A 23471-nucleotide genomic window follows, 5' to 3' on the forward strand; every position below is an offset into this window, starting at 1 on the left:
CAATCGAAGGAGATCTCATGTTTTATACTTATTTGCGTGGACTGGTCATGCTGATCTTGTGGTCCATCAATGGCAATGCCCACTATCACAATACTGATAAAATCCCTAGCCGCGACGAAAACTATATCCTCGTTGCTCCTCATCGTACTTGGTGGGATCCTGTTTATATGGCCTTTGCGACTAAGCCAAAACAGTTCATCTTTATGGCCAAAAAAGAGCTGTTTAACAACCGCATCTTTGGCTGGTGGATTCGTATGTGCGGCGCCTTTCCTATTGATCGGGAAAATCCTAGCGCTTCTGCTATCAAGTACCCTATCAACGTCCTCAAAAAAAGCGACCGTTCTCTCATCATGTTCCCAAGCGGAAGCCGTCACTCAAACGATGTCAAGGGTGGAGTAGCCTTGATTGCTAAAATGGCCAAGGTTCGTATTATGCCTGTCGCCTACACCGGTCCCATGACCTTGAAGGGCTTGGTTAGCCGTGAACGTGTCGATATGAACTTTGGAAATCCTATCGATATCTCAGACATCAAGAAAATGAATGATGAAGGAATCGAAATGGTTGCAGACCGTATCCAAGCAGAATTCCAACGTTTGGACGAGGAAACCAAGCAATGGTACAATGATAAAAAACCAAACCCACTCTGGTGGTTTGTCCGAATCCCTGCCCTCATCCTTGCTGTGATTGTTGGTATCCTAACGATTATCTTTAGCTTTATCGCAAGCTTTATCTGGAATCCAGATAAGAAGAGAGAGTCTCTTGGTTAAGACAATGAGAACCGCTACACAAAAACTCGATTTTAAGAGAAAATCCAGCAAGCCTTTCCATAAGAAATGCATAGCATCAATGTTTTTGGACACTTGTTGCTATGCATTTTTATGATCTTTATCCCTGTATAACCAGAAGAAAACTCTACATTCTATATAGAAATTTTTGACAAATTACTTTGATTTTGATATCATATTATTAAAAAAGGGGAGGATTTTTATAATGAATCATAAACATTCTTTATTCGGGAAGTGCAAGTCTGTTTTATTGACGGTTGCTCTAGCGTCTACCTTTACAGCAATGGGGCAAGTTGATGCTGATGAGGTAAAGAATCCAAGTCAAGTTGCTAATGATCTTGCTCAAGTAGGTTCAAATGAACTTTCCACTAAAACTACTCAAACTAATCAACAAATTTCCGAAACAGTTAAGGAGATTCAAGATAAAGTTAATGTCTCTGTAGTACCACTTGATAAAGCTCAACCTGGTGATATAGTTAAAGTAACTACTACTTCAACGGACGCCAAGGTAGATACTAAAGAAAACGCAACTGGTACAGAAGCAACTGCCAAAGCAGAGACTTCTGTAAGTGTTGAAACAACTCATTTAGCTGCTAAGGGAACTGCCGTTGGAGAAAAGACACCTGTTACAACAACAAAGACTGTTACAGATCACGTTAATACAGATGACTATGTAGCTAATGTTACTCAAACTATCAAGAAAACTACATTTGAAAAAGTTTTGAAAGAAGCAGATGTAATAATTACTAAACAAGCGGCTGGTTCTGCAGATATCGTCTTTACTATTGATAAGTCAGTTTCAATGGATTCTTCTATTCAAAATGTTGTACAGAATATCGAGAACTTTGTCCGTGATTTGGCTAATAAAAAAGTTGATGCTCGTCTTGGCTTAATCGCGTATGAGGCTGCTGACAATGTTCAATATTTCGATTTTAATGGATCTAAATTCACTAAGAATGTAGAGGAGTATATTAAGGCGCTTAGATCTATTCGAACATACGGCGGAACAGAAGAGCCTACAGTCCCTCTACATCATATTGCAACCTCAAAAGATTATGATTGGTCTACAGCTTCTAATAATCGTCGTTTTGCATTCTTAATTACTGATGAAAGTATTGATTTCCGTACCCCAGGCATTCCAACAGTAGAAGAGACTCTGAAAGCTCTTAAAGCAGCAGATATTTCTCTATCAGTTGTAGGGATGAGATACACAGAATCGACCTTCAAACCTTTAGTTGAGGGGACAAAAGGGCTTTATCTTAATATTAATCAAGAATTTTCTAGTCTTTTAAATCGTGATTTTACAAATCATGTTGTTAAGACTGTCCAAGAAGGACGTGTTTACCGCATCGTAACAGAGAAATATGACTTCTTAACAGAGGCGCATGTCGTACTTAAACCAAAACCTATCGGAAGCACAAAGGCAGTTTATCATACTTCTACGCTTTCTAATAAAGTATCTGAATTACCCAAAACTGGTGAAAAGGCATCTTCTAATTTATCCGTACTTGGAGTTGCCTTAATTGCAGTAGCCTCTGGTTTGACTGTTGGTGTTAAGAAAAAAGATTAAAGAGATTCTTTTCATATAGAAGGTGGAGGAAAGGAGTTTTGCACCATTTAGATTCTTTGCCAACTATAACAAGAAAAATAGTTAACAATGAGAGAGGGCCTCTTGGTCTTCTCTTTTAATATATTCAGAGCAAATTTCATATTCTACTCTATCATCCCAAAAAGATTTTGTCCCTCTTTCTTTAGAAATAAAGGAGTATTTTCTTTTATAGAATAAATTCATGATAAAAATATCAGTCTTCAAAAATACATATTCCTAGTGTTAGTAATATAAAAATGACTGAGATTAAAGTGTGTGATTTTCTACAAATATCTATCATTTCATCAATCCTATAATATTCTTAATAAATCTCGTCTGCTCCTTTCCAATGACAATCCAGTCACTTTTCATTATAGAACATGTATTTTTCTGCATTCAAAGAAACTCTAAAATCATAAAAACGCATAATATAAGAAACTCAGAGAGTTCATATTATGCGTTTTATTATAGAAAGTTTTACTGAATTTTCTCCTCAAATTTAATTTTTTCCTTGTCTCTTCTCTTACTTTATTCAATCTACCATTCCTTTGCCAACCAACTGGAAAAGGCTAGAAATCGCTCAGCTACTTGCTCATGATGCCCATAAGGATCAAAGACAAACTGACCGGTCGGATAGCGTTTCTGAAGACTGGTATGGATCTGCTCAGCATAAACTGGTGCTTGAACCAAGCGATTGGTATGATGGGCTCCTTCTGTTTGACCATTCTGTAAATACAGCAAACAGTCCAAATTTTTCACCTTTTCTTCCCTGCAGTAAGCCACAAAATCAGGATACCAAAAGGAACCGCAGATAGAAAAGATACAGGAGACCTTGTCAAAATGGAAAAGACTGTATACAGCCGCCAAACCACCTAGTGAGTAACCCCCATAAGCAAGGCGATTTTTGTCCAGGCGATAAAGCGACTGCAACTTGTCTAAAAGACTACCAAATAAATGACCATGATAGGCATTTGCCTGACCGCCAAAATCTTGAGCTCCATCTCTCAGAGCAGATGCCTTCCATGGAGTGTAGTCGTCTAGGCGATTTTTAGAGGTCAAGCCCACTAAAATCACAGATTCTGAAAGGGATGATAGGAAATCCAAGTTTCCATCATTCAAGAGAATCGCTGGATAGGTTTGATTGGGATCATAAGTCGAAGGAAGGCTGACATTGACTTGGATTCCCTCCCAATCAAACTCATTATTTATTGATAAAGTCATTGATTTTCTCAAGGGAATCAATCACTGCTGGACCATAGTCCATCAACTCATCGTAAGAAATGGTCATGATTTTTTGATTCTTAATTGCAGGAACGTTTTCCAAAACAGCATTTTTCTTCATCAACTCTACTGCGTTGGCATCCAATTTTTTATTGCGGTCGCTGGTCACATAAATAATCAACTCAGGATCCATTGACACGAGATTTTCCAAGGTCAAGCCTGATGTTCCCGTTGCAACGTTGGTATAACCAAGTTGATTCAACAAGCTTTCCTGCAAAGCAGACTTGTATGCACCGAAGGTTTCGTCATTATAAGCAACCATAATCAAAGCCTTTTTCTTTTCACCTTGGCTTGTTGGATTTGCTTTCTTAACAGCGTCAATTTTAGCTTGTAATTGGGCTGCGTATTCATTGGCCTTGTCCTGAACATTGAAAATCATTCCAAGATTTTTGACATCTTCTACAATATTTCCCAAATCTTGCTGAATCGTTGAGAGAGAAGCTTTTTGCGTATAGACTGGGATTTTGTTTTCATTCCAAGTGCTAACTGTTCCCAAGGATTTTTCAGAAAACATCATGTTTCGACCCATGACGGCATCTGGTTCATAAGAAAGGACTGTCTCTTGTGAGACTGTTTTTTTATCGCCAATTTGAGGAATAGTCGCAATCGCGTCTTTGTATTTACCTGTTACAGCATTGTCAGGGTTGAGCATGCCAGCAATTTTATCCTTCAAGCCTAACTCCAACAAAATTTCAGTGGTTGAAAGATTGTTGGTGATAACTTTTTCAGGTGCCTTGTCAAAGACTTGTTCGACTTCATTTCCCTTAGCATCATAGGTCTTGACCGTTAACGGATAAGTCGTCTCTGCGCTGGCCTTTTGACTTGTTTCTGTGCTAGATTGTGTGGTAGCTTTTTCTGTAGTAGTATTGCCACAAGCTGCCATGGTTAGGGTAGCTACTGTTACCAGTAAAATACTGAGTGTTTTTTTCATCTTGTTTTCCTTTTCATTCTTATAAATAGTGAATCATGGCTTGCTGATCCTCTGTCCAAGTAACCTGACTTTGAACTCCGTATACAGTTTTCAATGACTCAGGGGTGATGGTCTCCTTTGGAGTCCCTTGGTAAAGGATTTCCCCCTCTTTCATCAGATAGAGATAATCCGAATAGCGACAAGCAAGTTGAATATCATGTAGGACAGCTAGAACATTGACCTTGAGATTTTTCACAATGGCCAACAAGTCTAGCTGATACTTGATATCCAGGTGATTGGTTGGTTCGTCCAGGAGCAAGAGAGTTGGTTCTTGCGCCAAGGCGCGGGCTAATAAGACTCGCTGTTTCTCTCCCCCTGACAGAGACGAATAGAGACGAGTTTTCTTCTCAAGCATATCCACCTTGACGAGAGCATCTTGAACGAGGGCGTAATCTCTTTCCTTTTCCTTCTGTAAAAAAGAGAGGTGGGGAGTTCTTCCCAGCAAGACGATTTCCTCAACTGTACAATCAAACTGCAATTGATTAAACTGGGTTACAACTGCCATTTGCTTGGCTGTTTCTTTGAGTGACCAATGCTCCAGTGGCTTTCCATCTAAGCTTATCAAGCCTTTGTCTGCCTTTTCCTGACGATAGAGGAGTTTAAGCAAGCTGGTTTTTCCACTTCCATTTGGTCCTAGTATCGTGTGAAATTGATGCCCCTCGACCTTAAGAGAAACTCCTTTGAGGATTTTTTTCTCTCCTAGTCCAAAGTGGACATCCTGACAAATCAAGTCCATATCAGGCCCTCACCTCCCTTCGCCTACCTCCAACAATGTAGATAAAAAAGGGAGCACCTACCAAGGCTGTGAAAATACCAATTGGCATCTCAGCATTTGGAATGATGACACGAGAAAGTACATCTGCCCAGACGACAAAGAGAGCACCCAGTAAGGTCGCAACAGGAAAAAGCCTCCTGTAATTCGTTCCTACTAAGCCTCGAGCTAAGTGAGGAGTAATTAGACCAACAAATCCAATAATCCCACAAGTTGCTACTAAGACTGCTGTCAGAACAGCCACCATGGTCACATAAAGATACCAATAAAAGCGTAAGGGAATACCCAAAGTTAAAGCAGCCTCATCTCCCATCATCATCGCATTGAAAACACGATACTGAGTAGCGAAAAATAGAAAGGCCATTCCTACTACTATAGTTGGCAGGACTAAGTCAGACCAGGTAGTCCCGGCAAGCGAGCCCATAGTCCAAAACTTAATGGTCATCACACTGTCAGCATTAGCCCCAACTGAGATAATAAAGTTGGAAAAGGCTAGAAAGAGAGCGTTGACCACCGTTCCTGATAAAATCAGACTAGAAGTCGTCATCCTTCCCTGCATAGAGGCAATGATAAGGACAGCGATTGTTGCCAAAATAGCTCCAAGGAAAGCTCCAAGGCTAATCACCAATTTTAAACCAAGAATGATGCTCAAAGTTGCCCCTAGAGTTGCACCCGCAGAAATTCCTAAGACATAAGGCTCTGCGATGGGATTGTTCACTGTAGACTGCATCACGCTACCACACATAGAAAGACCAGCCCCTACTATCAAGCCTAACAATACTCGGGGGAACCTCATATTCCATACAATGGCAAGAGTAGACTTGGAAACCTCTCCTATCTCAAGAGGAAAACCCAACCTGCTCAAAATGATCCGATAGGTATCTCCTAAGTCAATCGCTACGGATCCCATAGAAACAGCAAGAAAAAGTGAAATCCCTAAAATACCTAGCAAAACACCTAAAAGTAACACAAATTGTAAATCTTGTCGGCTTCCAGAAAATTTGGAAAGCATGAAAACCTCCTTAGACAAAATTAAAAATTTAGAAAATTCTCATAAAAAGTATACCATATTTCTACTAGATGAACAAGGATGGAGACATATATAGACAAGCCGAAGATTGTACAAAAATGTTAGTGAAACAAAAAAATCTCCCCGAAGGGAGATGATCTGGTTTATTTTACCTTACAGTGCTAATAATCGTAACCGAAGATTATACTTGGGTATATCGAGGTAAAGTGACAACATAAAAAGCCCTCTAAAATTAGAGAGCTGATTTGAGCCCGGGCTAAAATCCTAGTGAAACAAAAAAATCTACACAATCAGAAAAGTCTCTATCGTGCCATTTTCATACATGATGTATAGTCCAAGTAGAATGAATACTATGGGCACAATGATTCGCTCGTATTTTTCAATTGTCTCGAATATTAACGGAATAGAGGATAACATCCGACTAATCTCGCAAAAGATAATTATGCCGATTACAAACACAAGCAACGCCACGAGGGTCTGTGACCAATCTAACGAAGCAAAATAAGGTATATAGATACCTAAATTATCTCCGCCAGACGCAATTGTCAGCAATGTAACTGTCCAAAACAGTTGATTTGCCTTGCTTTGTTCTAATCTTTCAATAATTTCTTCCTCTTCTTCCTCACCTTCTCCAACAATTGCAAAGCGAATCCCTAAATAGATAGGGATTAAACCAAGCAATCCAACCATCCATTCTTCAGGCACGAAATTAACGACATAAGCAGCAACTAAACTCGCCCCTACAAGTAAGCCTGTGCCTAGATATTGCCCCGCATAAATATGCCATTTCTGTTTATTCTGTGATAGCTGTGCAAATAAAATAATTAAAATAATTAAATAATCGATACTGGTGGAAATATAAACACCAATAGCAGATATGATTGTCTGTCCCATAAAAGCCTCCTGTATTAGTCAGTAATAAATCAGCAGATTTTAGGAGAGCACAGACACATTAATTTAGCTATCGCTAGTGGGTAATGTCGAACGTAGGAAAGCATTTTACTCCTCCTCAAAACGTAGTTATAAAGTAATTTCTAACTGAAATTCGGTGACTACTTCCATGTAAAGTATAACATACTATACTTTACTTCGTAAAGTGTGGGCTCTCCGAGGGGGCTTGCAGACATCTACTCGACTTTTCAAGCCGAGTAGATGCGCACCTTTATGGTGTAACTAGCTGATACTATTTGAGGTTTTTGTAGTCTCCAAAATTGTGACCGATAAAACCTCAATAAAAAAGCCCTCTGAATATCAGAGAGCTGATTTGAGCTCGGGCTAAAATCCTAGTGAAAAAGATAAAACTCCTTATGTTCATCGAACACTGCTTCCTTTCCCTATTTTCATACGGATTTTTAACGCCCTTAGCATCATGATTCTTGCTGGATAAAACGTTTATAGACTAGGCGACGAGGCGAAGATTGTACAAAAATGTTAGTAAAACAAAAAAATCTCCCCGAAGGGAGATGATCTGGTTTATTTTACCTTACAGTGCTAGGAACCGTAACCAAAGATTATACTTGAGTATATCGAGATAAGGTGACAACATAAAAAGCCCTCTGAAATCAGAGAGCTTTATTCTTGCTGGATAAAACGTTTATAGACTAGGCGACAAGCCGAAGATTGTACTGATGGTACATCGAGGCGAAGGCAACGAAGTATAGAAACGTTTTAGACGCAAGATTAACGACGAAGTCCTAGAGAGTTGATTAACTCACGGTAACGGTTAACGTCGTTTTTACGCAAGTATGCAAGCAAGTTACGACGGCGACCGATTTTCTTCATCAATCCACGGTAAGTAGCGTGGTCTTTTTTGTGTTGTTTGATGTGTTCGTTAAGGTGGTTGATTTCCCAAGTAAGGACAGCAACTTGAACCTCTACTGAACCTGTATCACCTTCGTGACGTGCATATTGTGCGATGATTTCATTTTTTTTCTCTTTTGAGATTGCCATGATGTTTCTCCTTTTTATTTGGCTTCATCCGAGTGACAGGTTGGCATGCCTGTAACCAAGAAGAAGTTATTTGTCTTTACGACAGTTCTTATTCTACCAAGAAGCAGAGACTTTGTCAACTGATTTACTGTTTAAAACCTTGAATTACTCTACTGATTTCAGGGCTTCAAGCATATCCACCTTTCTCAAGTGGTGATTGACAAAGAGGCCCAGTAAGGCTATGATTACAGTCACTGTGACGATTGGAAGAGCATAGACTTCCCAGCTGACTCGTGGATAAAAAAGTATGGTGGCAGGTGAAATCATTTGTATCAAAAATTGATGTAAATAGTAGCCAGCTACCAAACCGAGAACAATCCCCACAAGGGATAGCACTATGGTCTCGCGGTAGATATAGAGGGTCACTTCTTTATTGTGGAAACCGAGAACCTTGATAGTCGAAAGTTCACGGATACGTTCTGCCACATTGATATTGGTTAGATTGTAAAGAATGACAATGGCTAGTAAAACCGAAACAAGGACAAGGATTGCCATGGTTTTATTGAGCGAACTAGCCACGGATTCAAAGAGATGGATGGCCGTCGCATTTTGGACTACCCCAGAAACAGCTGCTTTTTCCATAAAGGTAGCAGCTTCTTTCTCCGTATTGGAAGGTGTCGGCTCTTTTAATTTTACTAGGTAGGTATTGTCTTGCGGGCTGGTGCCGTAGACTTGTTCGTAAGTCGCTCTGTTGAGATAAACAAAGTGTCCAACATAGTTTTCAGAAATAGCCGCGACCTTGATTTCCTTCCCATCAAACTCCAGCTTGTCTCCAATCGTAACACCTGCTAGTTGGGCTAATTTTTGACTCACGACCGCTCCATCAGTGACCTGCAACTCTCGCCTATTTTCCTCTAATGCGATAAAGGGTTTGAAGTCTTCACCACTAGTAACCATCATGGTGATGTTTTGAAGTCCTGCTTTCCCTTTAAAATCTTTTTCAATGGATTTAGAGTAAATCTTTTGATAAGCATGGATAGGTTCAGCTTGCAAGGCACTTTCTAAATCGGCCTTTTCTTGTTCCGTTGCACTGCTCTTTTCCGCTACAATCATCTGGTATTGCTGGATTTGTTCAAATTGGCGCTCGGAAACTCCTCCCACAGATGACTGAATGCCAAGACCAGCAAATAAGAGAGCAACCGAACCTGCAACTCCAAAAATGGTCATCAACATTCGTTGCTTATAACGAAAGATATTTCTTGCCGTAACCTTATGAGTAAAGCTCAAATGACTCCATATAAAGCTCAACCGTTCCATCAAAATCTTTGATCCTTTAACGGGAGGTTTGGGAAGCAAAAGTTGGGCTGCTTCATCGTGCAACTCCCTTCGCGCTACCAGATAAGCTGGCAAAACGCTGGATACCCAACTTAAGGCTAGGGCAAGAAGGCTATAAGACCAGTAAAAATACTCCTGACTTTTTCCAACAACCATCCCAGCTGTTATAACATCCGAAATCACGCCGGCAAGGAGATAATGTCCAAGAAGTGTTCCTATAATGGTTCCCACAGTTCCTGCAAGAAAACCATAGAGGACAAACTTGGCAACTATATCTCGGTTACGGTAACCTAGGGCCTTGAAAATACCAGCATTGGTACGCTCTTCGTCCACAAAGCGAGTCATCGTTGTAAAGGTCACCATTGCAGCGACCATATAAAGCACCACTGGAAAGATATTTCCGACAGAACGAATACTGGCTGAAGCGTTACTATACATGAGATAACCTTGTCCACCTGGCATGGTTTGGCGGTTGTATACGTGGTAAGTCGGCTCTGCCAGTTCATCAAGCTCTTTCTGACGCTGTTCAAGTTTCTCTTTTTCCTTAGATAGATCACTCTCCGTCTGAGCCAGTTTTTCTTTTTTAGTCGCCAATTCTTCCTTAGCTTTTGTCAGCTGTCCCTTGGTTTGGCTCTTTTGCGGTTCTGGTAAAGCGGTCACTTGTTCTTCTTGAGTTTTTAATCGACTTTCAGCCTGTTCTAACTGACTCTTGCCATTTTCAAGGTTGCTTTCAGCAGTTTGGAGCTGTTCTTTCCCATCTTTCAGGCTCTTCTGCCCATTTGCTTTGATACTTGCCAATCTTTTTTGACCATTATCGGCCAGCAATTCTTGCAACTCTTCCTGATGTTGATCTCGTTTGCTCCTATAGTCTGATGAAAAAGCATCCAGATTTTTTAAATCGTCATAGCGCACACGCGCAATACTATAAACATCTGAGTCAAACTGACTGGGTAAAATTACTCCATAGCCAGCCAGGTTTCCATTTCCACTACTAGCCCCTCCCAAGTCTTCTTGAGAAAGCATCTCACCCGACTGAACAAATCCAGTAATTGTGAAAGTTTGGGATTTTACGACGGACTTTTCTTCTTTCTTAGTAAAGGTAATGGTCTGCCCAATCTGATAGCGGTCTTTCCAGAAATCAGCCAAGGCAATTTCCCCATCAGCCTCTGGCAGTCGCCCTTCTGTCAGTTGGAAGGTTGAAATGCTCTCTGGTTTGGAATAAAGTCGAACCGCTTCTTCACTATTTTCAACGGTTAGGTCTGCCATATAGCCAAACTCAACACTTGCTCTTTGAAGTGTCTTTAGTTCGTCTTGGTCTTCTTTGTCCAAGCCATAATCTGCTATCACGGCCAGATCCAGAGTATTGGCTTTACGGAGATAATCTTCTGCCGTACGTTCCATGTTTGGACTGGCCACTTTGAGGCCTACTAGAGCCAAAGAACCCAGCATCATCAAGGTCAAGATAGAAGCAAAGCGTCCTTTGGAAGCAGTCACTGACTGGAGCAAGTCTTTTCGGTATGTTTTTTTCATGCTAATACTCCAATATTTCGATATCCTGTGGACGCTCATTGATTGTTACGCTCTTAACCGTGGCATCGCGCATGTGAATCACCCGATCTGCAATAGGAGCTAGCGCGCCATTGTGGGTCACGATAATCACCGTTGCTCCTTTTTGACGAGACATATCTTGGAGAATCTTCAAGACTTGCTTCCCCGTCTGGTAATCCAAGGCACCTGTCGGTTCATCACAAAGGAGGATTTTAGGATTTTTGGCTACAGCACGTGCAATGGAGACTCGCTGTTGCTCCCCTCCAGAAAGCTGTGCTGGAAAGTTATTGAGCCGATGACCTAGCTCTACGTCTTTGAGCACTTGCTCTGGATCTAGGGCATCCGCTACGATTTCTGAGGCCAATTCCACATTTTCCTTGGCTGTCAGATTGGAGACCAGATTGTAAAACTGAAAAACGAATCCCACATCTTCACGACGATAGTTTGTTCGTTGGTGCGAACTATAGTTGGCAATATTGGCACCATCGATCCAAATCTCCCCCTCATCATTGGTATCCATACCTCCTAGGAGATTGAGAACGGTTGATTTTCCAGCACCTGAAGCGCCAAGGATAATAACCAGCTCCCCCTTTTCAATTTCAAAATTCACATCGCGATTAGCCACAATCTCCGTATCCCCAACCTGGTAACGCTTGTAGCTGTGTTTCATTTCAATATAAGCCATCGTCCTTCTCTCTTTCTTACAATTAAGTCACTCTTTACTATCATTATAACGCTTTTTCAACTAGTTGAAAACTGGAAGCAAAAACAAAAAAGCCTAGTAATCTAGGCTTTCTGTTTATAGATTATTTTCCAAGGTAGTATTCAGAAACCACGTTCAATTTTTCGTCAAATTCGAATACCAATGGTGGGAAGTTAGGGATTTCCACATCCATGATTTCGTCGTCTGACAAGCGTTTGATGTGTTTTACAAGGGCACGGATTGAGTTACCGTGAGCTCCTACGAATACGTTTTTACCATCTTTAAGTGCTGGAGCGATTTTGTCTTCCCAGAATGGAAGGGCACGTTCCAAAGTTACTTTCAAGTTTTCAGCATCTGGGATAACTGAGTCATCAAGTGAAGCGTAACGACGGTCTGTGTGAGCTGAATGCTCATCATCACGGTCCATGTTTGGAGGCAATACATCGTATGAACGACGCCAGATGTGAACTTGCTCATCACCAAATTGTTCAGCAGCTTCAGCCTTGTTTTTACCAGTCAAACCACCGTAGTGACGTTCGTTCAAGCGCCATGATTTTTCAACTGGAACCCACAATTGGTCAGCAGCTTCAAGAGCCAAGTTTGTTGTTTTGATCGCACGTTTCAATACTGAAGTGTAAGCTTGGTCAAATTCAATACCAGCTTCTTTGATCAATTTACCAGCGTCAATCGCTTGTTGTGTTCCTTTTTCAGACAAATCAACATCAGCCCAACCAGTGAAAAGGTTAGCTTTGTTCCATTCAGACTCACCGTGGCGAGCAAAAACCAATTTTACCATTAGATGGATTCTCCTTTTATTTTTCGAGGTTGCCCTCGTTTATCTATTCCATTTTACACAATTTTTCACAAAAAAGCTAGTGAAAATCAACGAAAAAGAGAAGAGCTTATCAGTCTTCTCTTTATCACACTATCATAATTGTTCTCGACAGAGGATGAAATAGTCCCGCCCAAATAACCAAATAATTGGAAAACTACTACTCTTCAATTACAAATTTTTTCAATGTTCCAAAGTAAAGTGAACCACCAATAATGGTTAGAATTCCACCTACCCATCCCAACAATGGAATCAAGCCGACCGCACCACCTACAATGAGCAAAACAGAAGGTGCATTCGTAACACGTTCATCATCTTTATAATAAACAATAGCCACAATTCCTAGTACTAAAATAGCAATTTTAACCAATAACAAAATAATTGAGAGCCCTGTCAATGTCCCAACTGCTACATCTGCATCTTCAGTTGCCGCAGCAGCTCCAACAGCCATCATAAACATGATAGCTGGCGCTAAAAGCAATACAATTCCTGAAATAAGACCAAAAATAGCGTTAACACGAGCAAGTGTATTTGTTTTCATAATAATCTCCTTAAAATTTTTATAGGTATTATTCTATCATAATTTCTCTAAAAATTAAACAGTCTTATAAAATCTTGTAATAAATATTGATTTTCAAAAAATAATTTTAAGTTCTATAGTCTCTTTATAATTAGTAGAAATATAAAATTATGAGAAAACTGAATAGTTGATTATGTTAATTATCTACACGGACAGGCTAGAAAGAACTTCATTTTAGGAAATGGACTAGTAAATTTTCCCATGATAAAACGCATAATATCAAGGTACTTGAACTCTTGATATTATGCGTTTTTATGATTTTAACGACCTTTCTCAGTCTCTTTCTGATTATTTCGCTTCAAATCCTTCTGCAACTGCATCTGCAAAGTTTTCTTCTACGATGCTTGCACAGTGGTCACAGATAACTGCATGGTAGCTACGTTCTGCAGTAGTTGGATCGATACGACGGCAACGGTCACAGACTTCACCTGCAGCGCGTTTAACTGTAAAGGCTACATCTTCGAAGCTAACGGCACCTTCTGGAGCTGTACCTTCAGCGATGGTCAATTCTGACACGATCAAGAGTTGAGCCACATTGCTATCCACTGCTCCAAGAAGAGTTTTCACCACTTCATTTGGATAAACTGTCAAGTGTGCTTCAAGCGATTTCCCGATAACTTTTGCATTACGCGCTTCTTCCAAGGCTTTTTGAGCTTGTCCACGGAAGTCCATGAAGGCTGACCATGTATCCAAGATTTCTTCTTGGTTGGCAAAAGTCTCAGCTTCTGGTAATTCAGACAATTGAACAAAGTCTTCTGCTTCAAACTCAAGATATGACCAGATTTCCTCTGCTGTGTGAGGCAGGATTGGTGTCAAGAGTTTCGTGATTTTGACAAGGATGTCATAGAAGACAGTCTGCATTTGACGGCGTTCGAGTGATTTGGCACCTTCGATGTAAACAACATCTTTAGCAAAATCAAGGTAGAAGGCTGACAAGTCAACATTGATAAAGTTTACCAAGGACTTGTAGATTGTCAAGAATTCGAAGTCAGCATAGGCATCACGAATGGTCTTAACAAGTTGGTTAAATCGGATAGTCATGTACTTATCAACTGAACGAAGTTCTTCGTAAGCTACTGTATCTTCAGCTGGGTTAAAGTCAGATGTGTTAGCAATCAAGAAACGAAGGGTGTTACGAATCTTACGGTAAGTTTCAGAGACTTGACTTAAGATATCCATAGAGATACGCACGTCGTTGCTTGAGTCAACACTAGTTACCCAGAGACGTAAGATTTCCGCACCAAATTGTTTTTCAACATCGCTTGGAGCAATGGTATTTCCAAGAGATTTAGACATCTTCTCACCTTTACCGTCAAGGGCAAAACCTTGTGACAAGATTTGTTTGTAAGGCGCTACGCCATGGTTGGCAACAGATGTGATGAGTGAAGAGTTAAACCAACCACGGTATTGGTCAGAACCTTCTAGGTAAAGGTCTGCTGGATATTTGAGTTCTGGACGGTTTACTACCACTCCATTCCATGACGAACCTGAGTCAAACCATACGTCCATGATGTCTGTTTCTTTTTTGAACTCGCCATTTGGTGAACCTGGATGCGTAAATCCTTCTGGCAAGAGATATTTGGCATCACGTTCCCACCAGATGATAGAACCATGTTCCTCAAAGAGTTGAGCCACGTGTTCAATAGTTTCAGCTGTCATGATTGGTGTGCCGTCTTCAGCGTAGAAGATTGGAAGAGGAACTCCCCAAGCACGTTGACGAGAGATAACCCAGTCGCCACGGTCACGAATCATGTTGTAAAGGCGTACTTTACCCCATTCTGAGTGGAACTTCACTTTTTCAATTTCGTCCAAGATTTCTTGGCGGAATTTAGATACTGAGGCAAACCACTGTGGTACTGCACGCCAGATGATTGGTTTTTTCGTACGCCAGTCAAATGGATAGGAGTGAGAGATTTCTTCTTGCGCAAGGAGAAGATTACCAAGTTTTTCGATAACAGTTGGTACAACCTTGTCATAGAATTGACCTTCAAAGTCAGAGCCAGCATTGGCCATCATAATACCGCGTTCGTTAACTGTTACAGCAACTTCAAGACCGTTAGCAACACCGACATTGTAGTCGTCCTCACCAAAACCAGGGGCTGTATGGACGATACCAGTACCAGAGTCAGTCGTAACGTGGTCACCAAGGATTACCAACTCATCTACAGCCGTATCCCAAGGGTGAGCTGTTACGATATGGTTCAATTCTTGACCACGGTAGGTTGCCAAGACCTGAACATCAGCCCAACCAAATTTTTCAGACAAACTAGTCAACAATTCTGAAGCAACCACAAACTTACGAACTTCACCAGCAGGTTGTACGACTACGTAGTCAATATCCGCTCCAACAGTCAAACCACGAGAAGCTGTGATAGTAAATGGAGTTGTGGTCCAGACAACGATATAAGTATCTGTATCTAGAACACCTTTTCCGTCTTTGACGCGGTTAGCATAGTAAAGGGAAGTTGAAAGCAAGTCATGGTATTCAATTTCCGCTTCTGCAAGGGCTGATTCAGATGACCATGACCAGTAAACTGGCTTGGCACCACGGTAGATATAGCCTTTCTTAGCCATTTCACCGAAAACACGGATTTGAGCTGCTTCATAGTCTGGAGTCAAAGTCACATAAGGATTTTCCCAGTCACCAGAAACACCCAAACGTTTAAAGTCTTCTCTTTGTTTATCAACTTGAGAAAGAGCGTACTCGCGGCAAAGTTTCAAGTACTCAACCAAGTCCATTTCTTTGCGTTTGACACCTTGTTTTGCCAAAACTTGCTCGATTGGCAAACCATGTGTATCCCAACCTGGGATGTAAGGCGCATAAAATCCTGACATCGATTTCGAACGAACAATAATATCTTTAGAAATCTTGTTCATGGCGTGCCCAACGTGGATATTTCCGTTGGCATAGGGAGGTCCATCGTGCAAGGTGAAATGCGGTTTTCCTTGGTTCAATTCTTGACGACGTTGGTAAAGTTTCGCTTCGTCCCACTCTTTTTGCCATAGCGGTTCTTTAGTAGGAAGTCCAGCACGCATTGGAAATTCAGTTTTTCCAAGATTTAGGGTATCTTTAAGTTTCATTGTTACTCCTTTAATTTAAATTGACAAATTAAAAACCACGAATCGCTAAAAAGGACGAAAATCGTGGTACCACCTTTGTTCGGAAAAAGACTTTGTCTTTTCCCCTCTTTTCCCGTAACGTGGGGAACGTCCAATCTTACTCTTTTCAGACTGGATTGCTTGAGAGGATAATCTGACCACTAGGGATTGCAGGACTCACACCGTCTCCTACTCGCTGGAAATATAGTTGGTTAAATCTTGTTCTCACATTTATTTCTTATAATATTGTAACGGATTCTTGTTGTGCTTCATGTCTAGTAGTTGAAGAAGCAGTTCCAGTTGCTGATGGCGATACTGAGAAATACTCTGTCATCATTTCTGAATCCTCATGTTGTAGTTCAACTGAATGAGACTGTATCTCTTCTACAACCGTATTGATGTCTAACACATGACTTTCCGCTTGACTGTTAGCCTGCTGAGCTTCAAACTCAGCTAATTCTTTGTTACCTGCTTCGATGCGGGCTTGTAACTCAGCCATTTCTTCAGGTGAAAATTGGCGAGTCACATCAATCGGCTCTTCTTCTGGTTGCGAAGGAACAGCTTCTCCCAAGACCTCACCTACGACTTCCTTGAAGGCTTCATCACTTGTTTGGAGATAAGTCGCAGTCGGACGAAGAATATCTTCCCAATCTGAAGATTCGACAATTGCCAACTGGCTCTCAATCGTAGATTTGAGACGTTGATGAAATACACGGCTTTTGTTTTTCAATTCCTCTGTCTCAACAGCTACTTTCTTAGCATTATCTGTTGCCTGACGTAGGATTTCATTAGCCTTGTATTTTGCCTCTTCAAGGAGGCGCTGGGCATCTTGCTCAGCCTGTTGAATAATATTGTTTGAGCGCTCTTGAGCAGCTTGCTTTACACGTTCAGCCGTATCTTGAGCAATCAAAACAGACTGGCTCAACGAATCCTTCATCTCATCAAAGTAAGATAAGCGCTCTTCTAAACTTCTAATGTGTCTTTCCATTTCGTGATTATTGCGAACTAAGTCCTCGTAATCACGAACAACAATATCAAGAAATTCATCTACTTCTTCTGGATCAAACCCTCTGAATTTCGTAGAAAAGGTTTTATCTTTAATTTCTAATGATGTAATTGGCATACTTTTCCTCACTTACTTAATAATAATTGGATAGTCAGTTTTATCTTATCCCTTTTAGTTTGCCCATTTTCTTTGACAATCTTCAGACGACCAAACTTTCTCACACTAATCAAATCCCCTACAGCTACTAGATAATCTAATTTTTCAATGGGGTGGTAGTTTACCTGAACAGATTTTTTCTCTATCAGTTGACCAGCCTGCTTTCTGGATAATTTCAAGGCACTTGATAAGAGGGCATCCAAACGAAAACTGGAAATCAAAATCTCTTGTTCTTGATAATTGATCTCAGATATGATTTTATCGGTGAAAGGACATTCCTCCAGCGACACAGGTAGTCTGGCAATCTTTTGTATCCCGTCCTGAAACAGAGGGATAAAATCACGATTGACAAAAATCTGTGCTCTCTTTTCATCTACCAAGATATCACCAAAGAGCTTACGATCAATTCCTAGTTGATTGATGATTGTCCCCAAAATCTTTGCATGTGTTAGCTGTTCAAATCTACTTGGATAACGGATCTCTAACAATGCTATTTCAAAATCTGACAGTGTCGGACTGAAATAGTCCGGATACAGAAGGACACGGACAAATTCTGTATGGATATATTCTCCGCTACTCACACAGCCCAGTCCATAGGTCCCAGCCAAAACCCTCAGTATATGTTCCTGATGCGGATTGACAAAAGCAGTGAGGACAGGAGTATAAGTATCTTCCACCCGCTTGATCCACTCTAATCCCTTATCAATAAAGGGAGCATCATCAAGAGAAAAGTGCTGGTAAATCGCTTTATTTGTCATCATAGTATCAACAAGAAACGAATCAAGCTGTCACCCAAAAAACGGACGATTAAGATTGCTAGCCAAATGGATAAATCCAAACCTCCAAATTGTAAAGGTAAACGGCGAAGTGGATCAACAATCGGTCTAATCAGCTTTTCCAGTAAACGTTCTAGTGAACTACCGTAAGAATTTGGAAACCAAGAGAGGAGTGCATAGATTAACAAAAGCAGGGAATAGATATTCACTGCATTTTGGATTAGACGAATCAGAAAAATCATTATTTCGCTCTACTTCGTTTAATATCAAAACCAAATTCTGCACTTTGAGAATCATCAGGCAACTTGATATCTTCAATATTCACAACCACATTGACTGGTGTCAACAAATACATTGTACTCGCAACTTTTTTCAGATTACCTGCCAAAACATGACGGGCACCGTCCAGATAGTCTAGACAACGACGAGCCTGAACCTCTGTCATGTACTGGAAGTCAATCAAGATACTTTCATTTCCAGCCAATAAATCCACAATCTCTGTTGCATCCTCATATTTTCTAGGATAACGAACATCAATCGTCACTTTTTCATCTGTACGATGGCTTTGCATAGCCAATTCTTGTTGGCGAGCATGTAAGCGAGTGATGTTGGCATCTTTTGAAGTGGTTGATTGAAACTGCGCTGGCAGTTCTTTAGAAGCTGAACTCGATGAAGCAATCATCTGCTCATCCTGAGGTTGATAAGTCGCAGTTGTTTCTTCCCCATCTTCTGTAAAATAATCTATAAATTTATCAAATCTATCTTTTAAAGACATAGATCTCTCCTATTTAAAAAATGCTGTGCCAATTCGAACAAAGGTCGAACCAAATTGAATCGCTTCCTTATAGTCACGACTCATGCCCATGCTCAACTCTGTCATCGGCATATTAGGAATTTGTTTTTCTCTAATTTCTGCTTGCAGTTCCTGAGTTTTCTTGAAAATTTGTTTCAATTCATCAGAATCTGCCTCAAAAGGAGCCATGGTCATCAAACCAACATACTCAATCTGATCTAGCTGAGCCAAGTCTGGCAAAAGTTCTAGTAATTCTTTTTTTGAAAAACCGTGCTTGCTTTCTTCTCCTGAAATATTGACCTGTAGGAAACACTTGATAACATGATCTGTTCTCTTTTGAATCTCCTGCGCCAATTTTAAGGAATCTAAAGCATGAAAGTAATCCAAAAAAGGGATTACTTCTTTGACCTTCCGTCTTTGTAGCGTTCCAATCAAATGCCAAGTGACAGGGAATTCTTTTAACGTCTGATATTTTTCTAAAAATTTATCAACACGATTTTCACCAATATGATGAACACCCAGGGGAAGCAAGGCTTCCGCTGTTTTTACGTCCACATATTTCGTCACTGCAATAATTGAAACAGAAGCTGGATCACGATTTGCTTCTCGGCTAGCTTCAGCGACCTGCTGAAAAACGAACTCTGTATTTTTTTTCAAATCCATTGATTAACGATTCTTGAAGAATGGAGGTGTGTCCAACTCATCTTCGTCCTGATAAGTCGGTGCTTCGAAACGTTCTACCGGTGATACGACTGAATCAGTTTGACGAACGATTGATTCACGGCGCAAGTCCCAATCACCAAAAGCAGAAGATTGACTTGTTTCAAAGCGTCGTTGGCTTTGTTTTGGTAATTCTGCTGTATCTTCTAGGTCAAAATGACGATCAAAATTTTGAGGGTGCGGTTGTCTTGAGGCTTCACGACGAGCCGCTTGTTTTACTGGAGAACCAACAACTTTTTCCACTCGCTCTTGACGAACACCTGTCGCTACAACAGTAACACGGATTTCATCCTTCATGCTTTCGTCAATAGAGGTTCCAAGCCAGATATTCACTCCTTGGCCTGCTGCTTGATTGACAATTTCAGAAGCCTCTTCTGCTTCAATCAAGGTCAAATCAAGACCACCAGTAACGTTGACGATGACATCTTCAGCACCGTCAATGGTTGTTTCAAGAAGTGGTGAGTAAATCGCTTTACGAGCCGCTTCAACGACACGCTCTTCTCCACTGCCAATACCGATACCCATAAGGGCATTCCCTTTGTTTGCCATAACCGTTTTCACGTCAGCAAAGTCAAGGTTGATCAAACCTGGGTTAGTAATCAAGTCTGTAATCCCTTGAACACCTTGGCGAAGGACGTTATCTGCTTCACTAAGAGCTTCAAGAAGCGGTGTCTTCTTATCAACAATTTCAAGCAAGTTGTTATTTGAAATAATCAACAAAGTATCAACATGTTCGCGAAGTTCGTTGATTCCTTCTACAGCGTACTGACCACGTTTGCTTCCTTCAAAGCCAAAAGGACGTGTCACAACACCAACTGTAAGGGCACCTAAATCTTTAGCAATACGTGCAATAACAGGGGCAGCTCCTGTACCAGATCCACCACCCATACCAGCAGTGATAAAGACCATGTCTGCCCCGCTAATCGCTGCTGTCAATGCTTCTTCGCTTTCTTCAGCAGCCTTACGACCAACCTCAGGTCGACCTCCAGCACCCAAGCCACGAGTCAATTTTGGTCCGAGTTGGATAACTGTTTCAGCTTTTGTACTGCTTAAGGCTTGTACGTCTGTGTTCGCCGCAATGAATTCTACTCCTGAAACACCTTCGTCGATCATGCGGTTAATAGCATTACCACCGCCTCCACCGACACCAATTACTTTAATAACTGCACCTTGAGCAGCTGCTGTATCAAATGAAAATGTCATAATTTCTTTTCCTCTTTTATTCATCAAACATGCTTCCGATCAAGCTACGGAAACGGTCTGTTAATTTCGGTTTATCTTGAGAACTTGCTTGGAATTCGTCTCTTGGAGCAAGGCCACTGTCAGATGTGATTTCAGTTGCTGCAGTAGCTGGTTGCACTGGAGTTGATTGTATAATTGGTGTCACACTCTGATTTGAAACACCAAAATTAATTGGTTTTTGGCGAAGGAATTCATCTCCTCTGACTGCCTTTTGAGCCAGAAGATTCACTTCTGTCAATTTACCTGCAAACTCAGACAAGCTGATCACATGGGCAAAAGCAGGGTTGCGAATTCCCACTTGATTTGGCACATAGAGTTTCACTCGAACACCAAACACTTCTTGCGCCAATTCGACAACTCCTGGTAAAATCGCATTTCCGCCGATCAGAACGATACCACCTGGTAGATCCAACAAGTGCCTTCTGTCTAACTCCTGTTTAATTTGATCAAAAATATGTTTGATACGTGCTGAAATAATTTCTGCCAAGTAACTTTCTGTCACTTCAACGGGCTCTACTTCACCAATGACTTCAACTTGGAAAGTCTCGTTACTTGCTAGTGGAACATAAGCTTCACCATAGTTTAGTTTTAAACTTTCCGCGATTTTTTGGGATGTTTTTAAGACCTTGGAAATATCTTTAGTGACATATTCTCCACCCTCTTGGTAAATGTTTGTAAATTGCAATTCTTGATTGCGAATAGTTGCAACTGTAGTCTGTCCACCACCCATATCAATCACTGTCGCGCCAAACTCACGTTCTCCCTCATTAAGAACTGAATTTACAATCGCTAATGGTGAGATGATGACGTTGTCAACATGAATTCCCACACGCTCTACGGTTTTACGAAGGTTATGAAGAATGGTACGAGGCCCTGTGTAAAGTAAACCACGCATTTCCAAACGCACCCCCATCATGCCACGAGGGTCACGAATACCTTGGAAACCATCTACGATAAATTCTTCTGGAATGAAAGTAATCACTTCACGATCAGGCGTCATGCTCTTCGTCAAAGCTGATTTGACAACATTCTCTACGTCTTGATCTGTAATTTCTTTTGTATCTGATGTTACAGGAATCATTCCTTGAGTTGGTTCAACCTGCAAGAGATTTGCTGGTAAACCAACATTGACAGACTTAATTGAAATTCCTGCCTTCTCTTCTGCCTGGGAAATTGCGGATTTAATTGCTGAAGCAGCAGCCTCAATATCAACGATAATCCCGTCTTTGACACCTTTACTCTTGGCATTGCTAACGCCAATTACATTTACTTCACCATCTCTATGTTCGGCAACCAGCACTTTGATGGAGCTAGTTCCGATATCTAAGCCTGTAAAAAAACCATCTCTAGTCATTACATTGCGTCCTCTCTGTCTTCCAAGTTTCTCACTTCTATTTTCAATAACTGTGACGAGACACAGCTATTCACAAAATATTATAACACAAAAAATCCAATCGTGCTTAGTTTTTCATAAATTTCCTCTAGGTTTTTTGTAAAAGTCTTTTAAACAATTTTTCTCAGGAGCAATCATTATTTTTATATCCTTACAGCTATATTTTGCATATTTAATCAAAAAAAGAGAAGGCCTTTTTAAGCTTTCTCTTGAATCATTTTTTCTGCTCTTTGTTGCAAAAAGACCTCTAGTACTTTTGCAGTCAAACTGATAGCTACTACCAACACACTGGACACGATGATGTAATTCGCCAATAGTCCGTGATTCCCCACTAGTGGTGGTTTATTTAAAAATCCATAATCTCCACCTACAACCAAGTTGACAACTCCTATCAAGGCATTTAGAGAAAATGTAATCACTGTCACATTTTTCAAGTTGAGCAGGGAAGCTTCATAATTCTTAAACAAGTATAGGAGCGCATTCCCCAAAAGTGCCACATGCCCGATGATAAAGGACAGGATGGTCACATGCGGAAACGGATAAGGGTCAAAGAGTGGGTATGCCAGAGCTGCAGTTGCTCCAAAGGTTCCTAGAAGTGCAAAGTATTGCTTGTACTTGGAAGTCCCTGGAATCAAGAGCATAACAAACATGGCGATACGGCAATGATAGAAGGGCAAACTTTCTGATAAGGGCATTTGATTCCCCCAATACCAGCTATACAGAACAATCAGTTGAAGAGACTGAAGGATCTGAATGAAGCGCTGGTAAGCCACCTTGTCACGGTAACGATATGAAACATAGAAAGTAAGAGCCAATAAACTTAACAAACCAATATACCAGTGGAGTTCAAACTGGGGCGGTTCTGATATCTGTGTGGTAAATAATTGTTCCCACAAATTCATATTCTATTCCTCGTTCATCTAGCCAGAGTAG

21 protein-coding genes are annotated in these 23471 nt (G+C 40.8%); 2 read left to right on the forward strand and 19 right to left on the reverse strand.

Annotation, left to right across the window (positions count from 1 at the left end):
- Positions 1–17: 17 nt before the first annotated feature.
- Positions 18–767, forward strand: a complete 750-nt coding sequence (locus ACVBD2_RS07545) for a lysophospholipid acyltransferase family protein (RefSeq protein ID WP_000500185.1) — start codon at positions 18–20, stop codon at positions 765–767.
- Positions 768–990: 223 nt separating this feature from the next.
- Positions 991–2355, forward strand: coding sequence for an LPXTG cell wall anchor domain-containing protein (locus ACVBD2_RS07550; RefSeq protein WP_001015739.1), 1365 nt, complete (start codon positions 991–993; stop codon positions 2353–2355).
- A 555-nt stretch (positions 2356–2910) separates the two neighbouring features.
- Here ACVBD2_RS07550 and ACVBD2_RS07555 read toward each other — a convergent pair.
- The 19 genes from ACVBD2_RS07555 to ACVBD2_RS07645 form a co-directional block, all read right to left on the reverse strand.
- The gene (locus ACVBD2_RS07555) at positions 2911–3594 is read right to left on the reverse strand and encodes an alpha/beta hydrolase-fold protein (RefSeq protein WP_084926098.1); all 684 of its coding nucleotides are present in this window, start codon (positions 3592–3594) and stop codon (positions 2911–2913) included.
- Positions 3575–4585 (reverse strand): ABC transporter substrate-binding protein, encoded by a 1011-nt coding sequence (locus tag ACVBD2_RS07560; protein ID WP_000753252.1) that lies wholly within the window; start codon positions 4583–4585, stop codon positions 3575–3577. Before ACVBD2_RS07560 ends, ACVBD2_RS07555 begins: the two co-directional genes overlap by 20 nt.
- Positions 4586–4604: 19 nt before the next feature.
- A complete protein-coding gene (locus ACVBD2_RS07565) occupies positions 4605–5360 on the reverse strand; it encodes an ABC transporter ATP-binding protein (protein ID WP_125837617.1) in 756 nt (251 codons plus the stop codon).
- Position 5361: 1 nt separating this feature from the next.
- The gene (locus ACVBD2_RS07570; RefSeq protein ID WP_000949306.1) at positions 5362–6408 is read right to left on the reverse strand and encodes a FecCD family ABC transporter permease; all 1047 of its coding nucleotides are present in this window, start codon (positions 6406–6408) and stop codon (positions 5362–5364) included.
- A 300-nt stretch (positions 6409–6708) separates the two neighbouring features.
- A complete protein-coding gene (locus ACVBD2_RS07575; RefSeq protein WP_000531728.1) occupies positions 6709–7320 on the reverse strand; it encodes a CadD family cadmium resistance transporter in 612 nt (203 codons plus the stop codon).
- 786 nt (positions 7321–8106) lie between these two features.
- Positions 8107–8376, reverse strand: a complete 270-nt coding sequence (rpsO, locus tag ACVBD2_RS07580) for a 30S ribosomal protein S15 (RefSeq protein ID WP_001018251.1) — start codon at positions 8374–8376, stop codon at positions 8107–8109.
- 144 nt (positions 8377–8520) lie between these two features.
- A complete protein-coding gene (locus ACVBD2_RS07585) occupies positions 8521–11226 on the reverse strand; it encodes an FtsX-like permease family protein (protein WP_461686300.1) in 2706 nt (901 codons plus the stop codon).
- Positions 11222–11923, reverse strand: a complete 702-nt coding sequence (locus tag ACVBD2_RS07590) for an ABC transporter ATP-binding protein (protein ID WP_461685527.1) — start codon at positions 11921–11923, stop codon at positions 11222–11224. The genes ACVBD2_RS07585 and ACVBD2_RS07590 overlap by 5 nt, the downstream gene beginning before the upstream one ends.
- 121 nt (positions 11924–12044) lie before the next feature.
- A complete protein-coding gene (locus ACVBD2_RS07595) occupies positions 12045–12737 on the reverse strand; it encodes a phosphoglycerate mutase (protein WP_000240126.1) in 693 nt (230 codons plus the stop codon).
- Between the two features lie 196 nt (positions 12738–12933).
- Positions 12934–13314, reverse strand: coding sequence for a hypothetical protein (locus ACVBD2_RS07600; protein WP_461685528.1), 381 nt, complete (start codon positions 13312–13314; stop codon positions 12934–12936).
- A gap of 327 nt (positions 13315–13641) precedes the next feature.
- Positions 13642–16434, reverse strand: coding sequence for an isoleucine--tRNA ligase (gene ileS / locus ACVBD2_RS07605; RefSeq protein ID WP_461685529.1), 2793 nt, complete (start codon positions 16432–16434; stop codon positions 13642–13644).
- Between the two features lie 256 nt (positions 16435–16690).
- Complete coding sequence (locus ACVBD2_RS07610; RefSeq protein WP_001123197.1) at positions 16691–17575, reverse strand: DivIVA domain-containing protein; 885 nt, start codon at positions 17573–17575, stop codon at positions 16691–16693.
- 8 nt (positions 17576–17583) lie between these two features.
- The gene (locus tag ACVBD2_RS07615; protein WP_000988888.1) at positions 17584–18375 is read right to left on the reverse strand and encodes a YlmH family RNA-binding protein; all 792 of its coding nucleotides are present in this window, start codon (positions 18373–18375) and stop codon (positions 17584–17586) included.
- Positions 18372–18632, reverse strand: a complete 261-nt coding sequence (locus ACVBD2_RS07620) for a YggT family protein (protein WP_000576497.1) — start codon at positions 18630–18632, stop codon at positions 18372–18374. The genes ACVBD2_RS07615 and ACVBD2_RS07620 overlap by 4 nt, the downstream gene beginning before the upstream one ends.
- Entirely contained in the window at positions 18632–19165 is a 534-nt protein-coding gene (locus ACVBD2_RS07625) for a cell division protein SepF (protein ID WP_000053360.1), read from the reverse strand. The genes ACVBD2_RS07620 and ACVBD2_RS07625 overlap by 1 nt, the downstream gene beginning before the upstream one ends.
- 9 nt (positions 19166–19174) lie before the next feature.
- Positions 19175–19846 (reverse strand): YggS family pyridoxal phosphate-dependent enzyme, encoded by a 672-nt coding sequence (locus tag ACVBD2_RS07630; protein WP_461685530.1) that lies wholly within the window; start codon positions 19844–19846, stop codon positions 19175–19177.
- A 3-nt stretch (positions 19847–19849) separates the two neighbouring features.
- A complete protein-coding gene (gene ftsZ / locus ACVBD2_RS07635) occupies positions 19850–21106 on the reverse strand; it encodes a cell division protein FtsZ (protein ID WP_004243484.1) in 1257 nt (418 codons plus the stop codon).
- A 16-nt stretch (positions 21107–21122) separates the two neighbouring features.
- A complete protein-coding gene (gene ftsA, locus ACVBD2_RS07640; RefSeq protein WP_000196335.1) occupies positions 21123–22499 on the reverse strand; it encodes a cell division protein FtsA in 1377 nt (458 codons plus the stop codon).
- A 236-nt stretch (positions 22500–22735) separates the two neighbouring features.
- Positions 22736–23440 carry a YwaF family protein gene (locus tag ACVBD2_RS07645; protein WP_001055277.1) on the reverse strand — a complete coding sequence of 235 codons (705 nt, stop codon included), beginning with the start codon at positions 23438–23440 and terminating at the stop codon, positions 22736–22738.
- Between the last annotated feature and the right edge of the window lie 31 nt (positions 23441–23471).

The organism is Streptococcus sp. KHUD_018, from assembly GCF_054861215.1.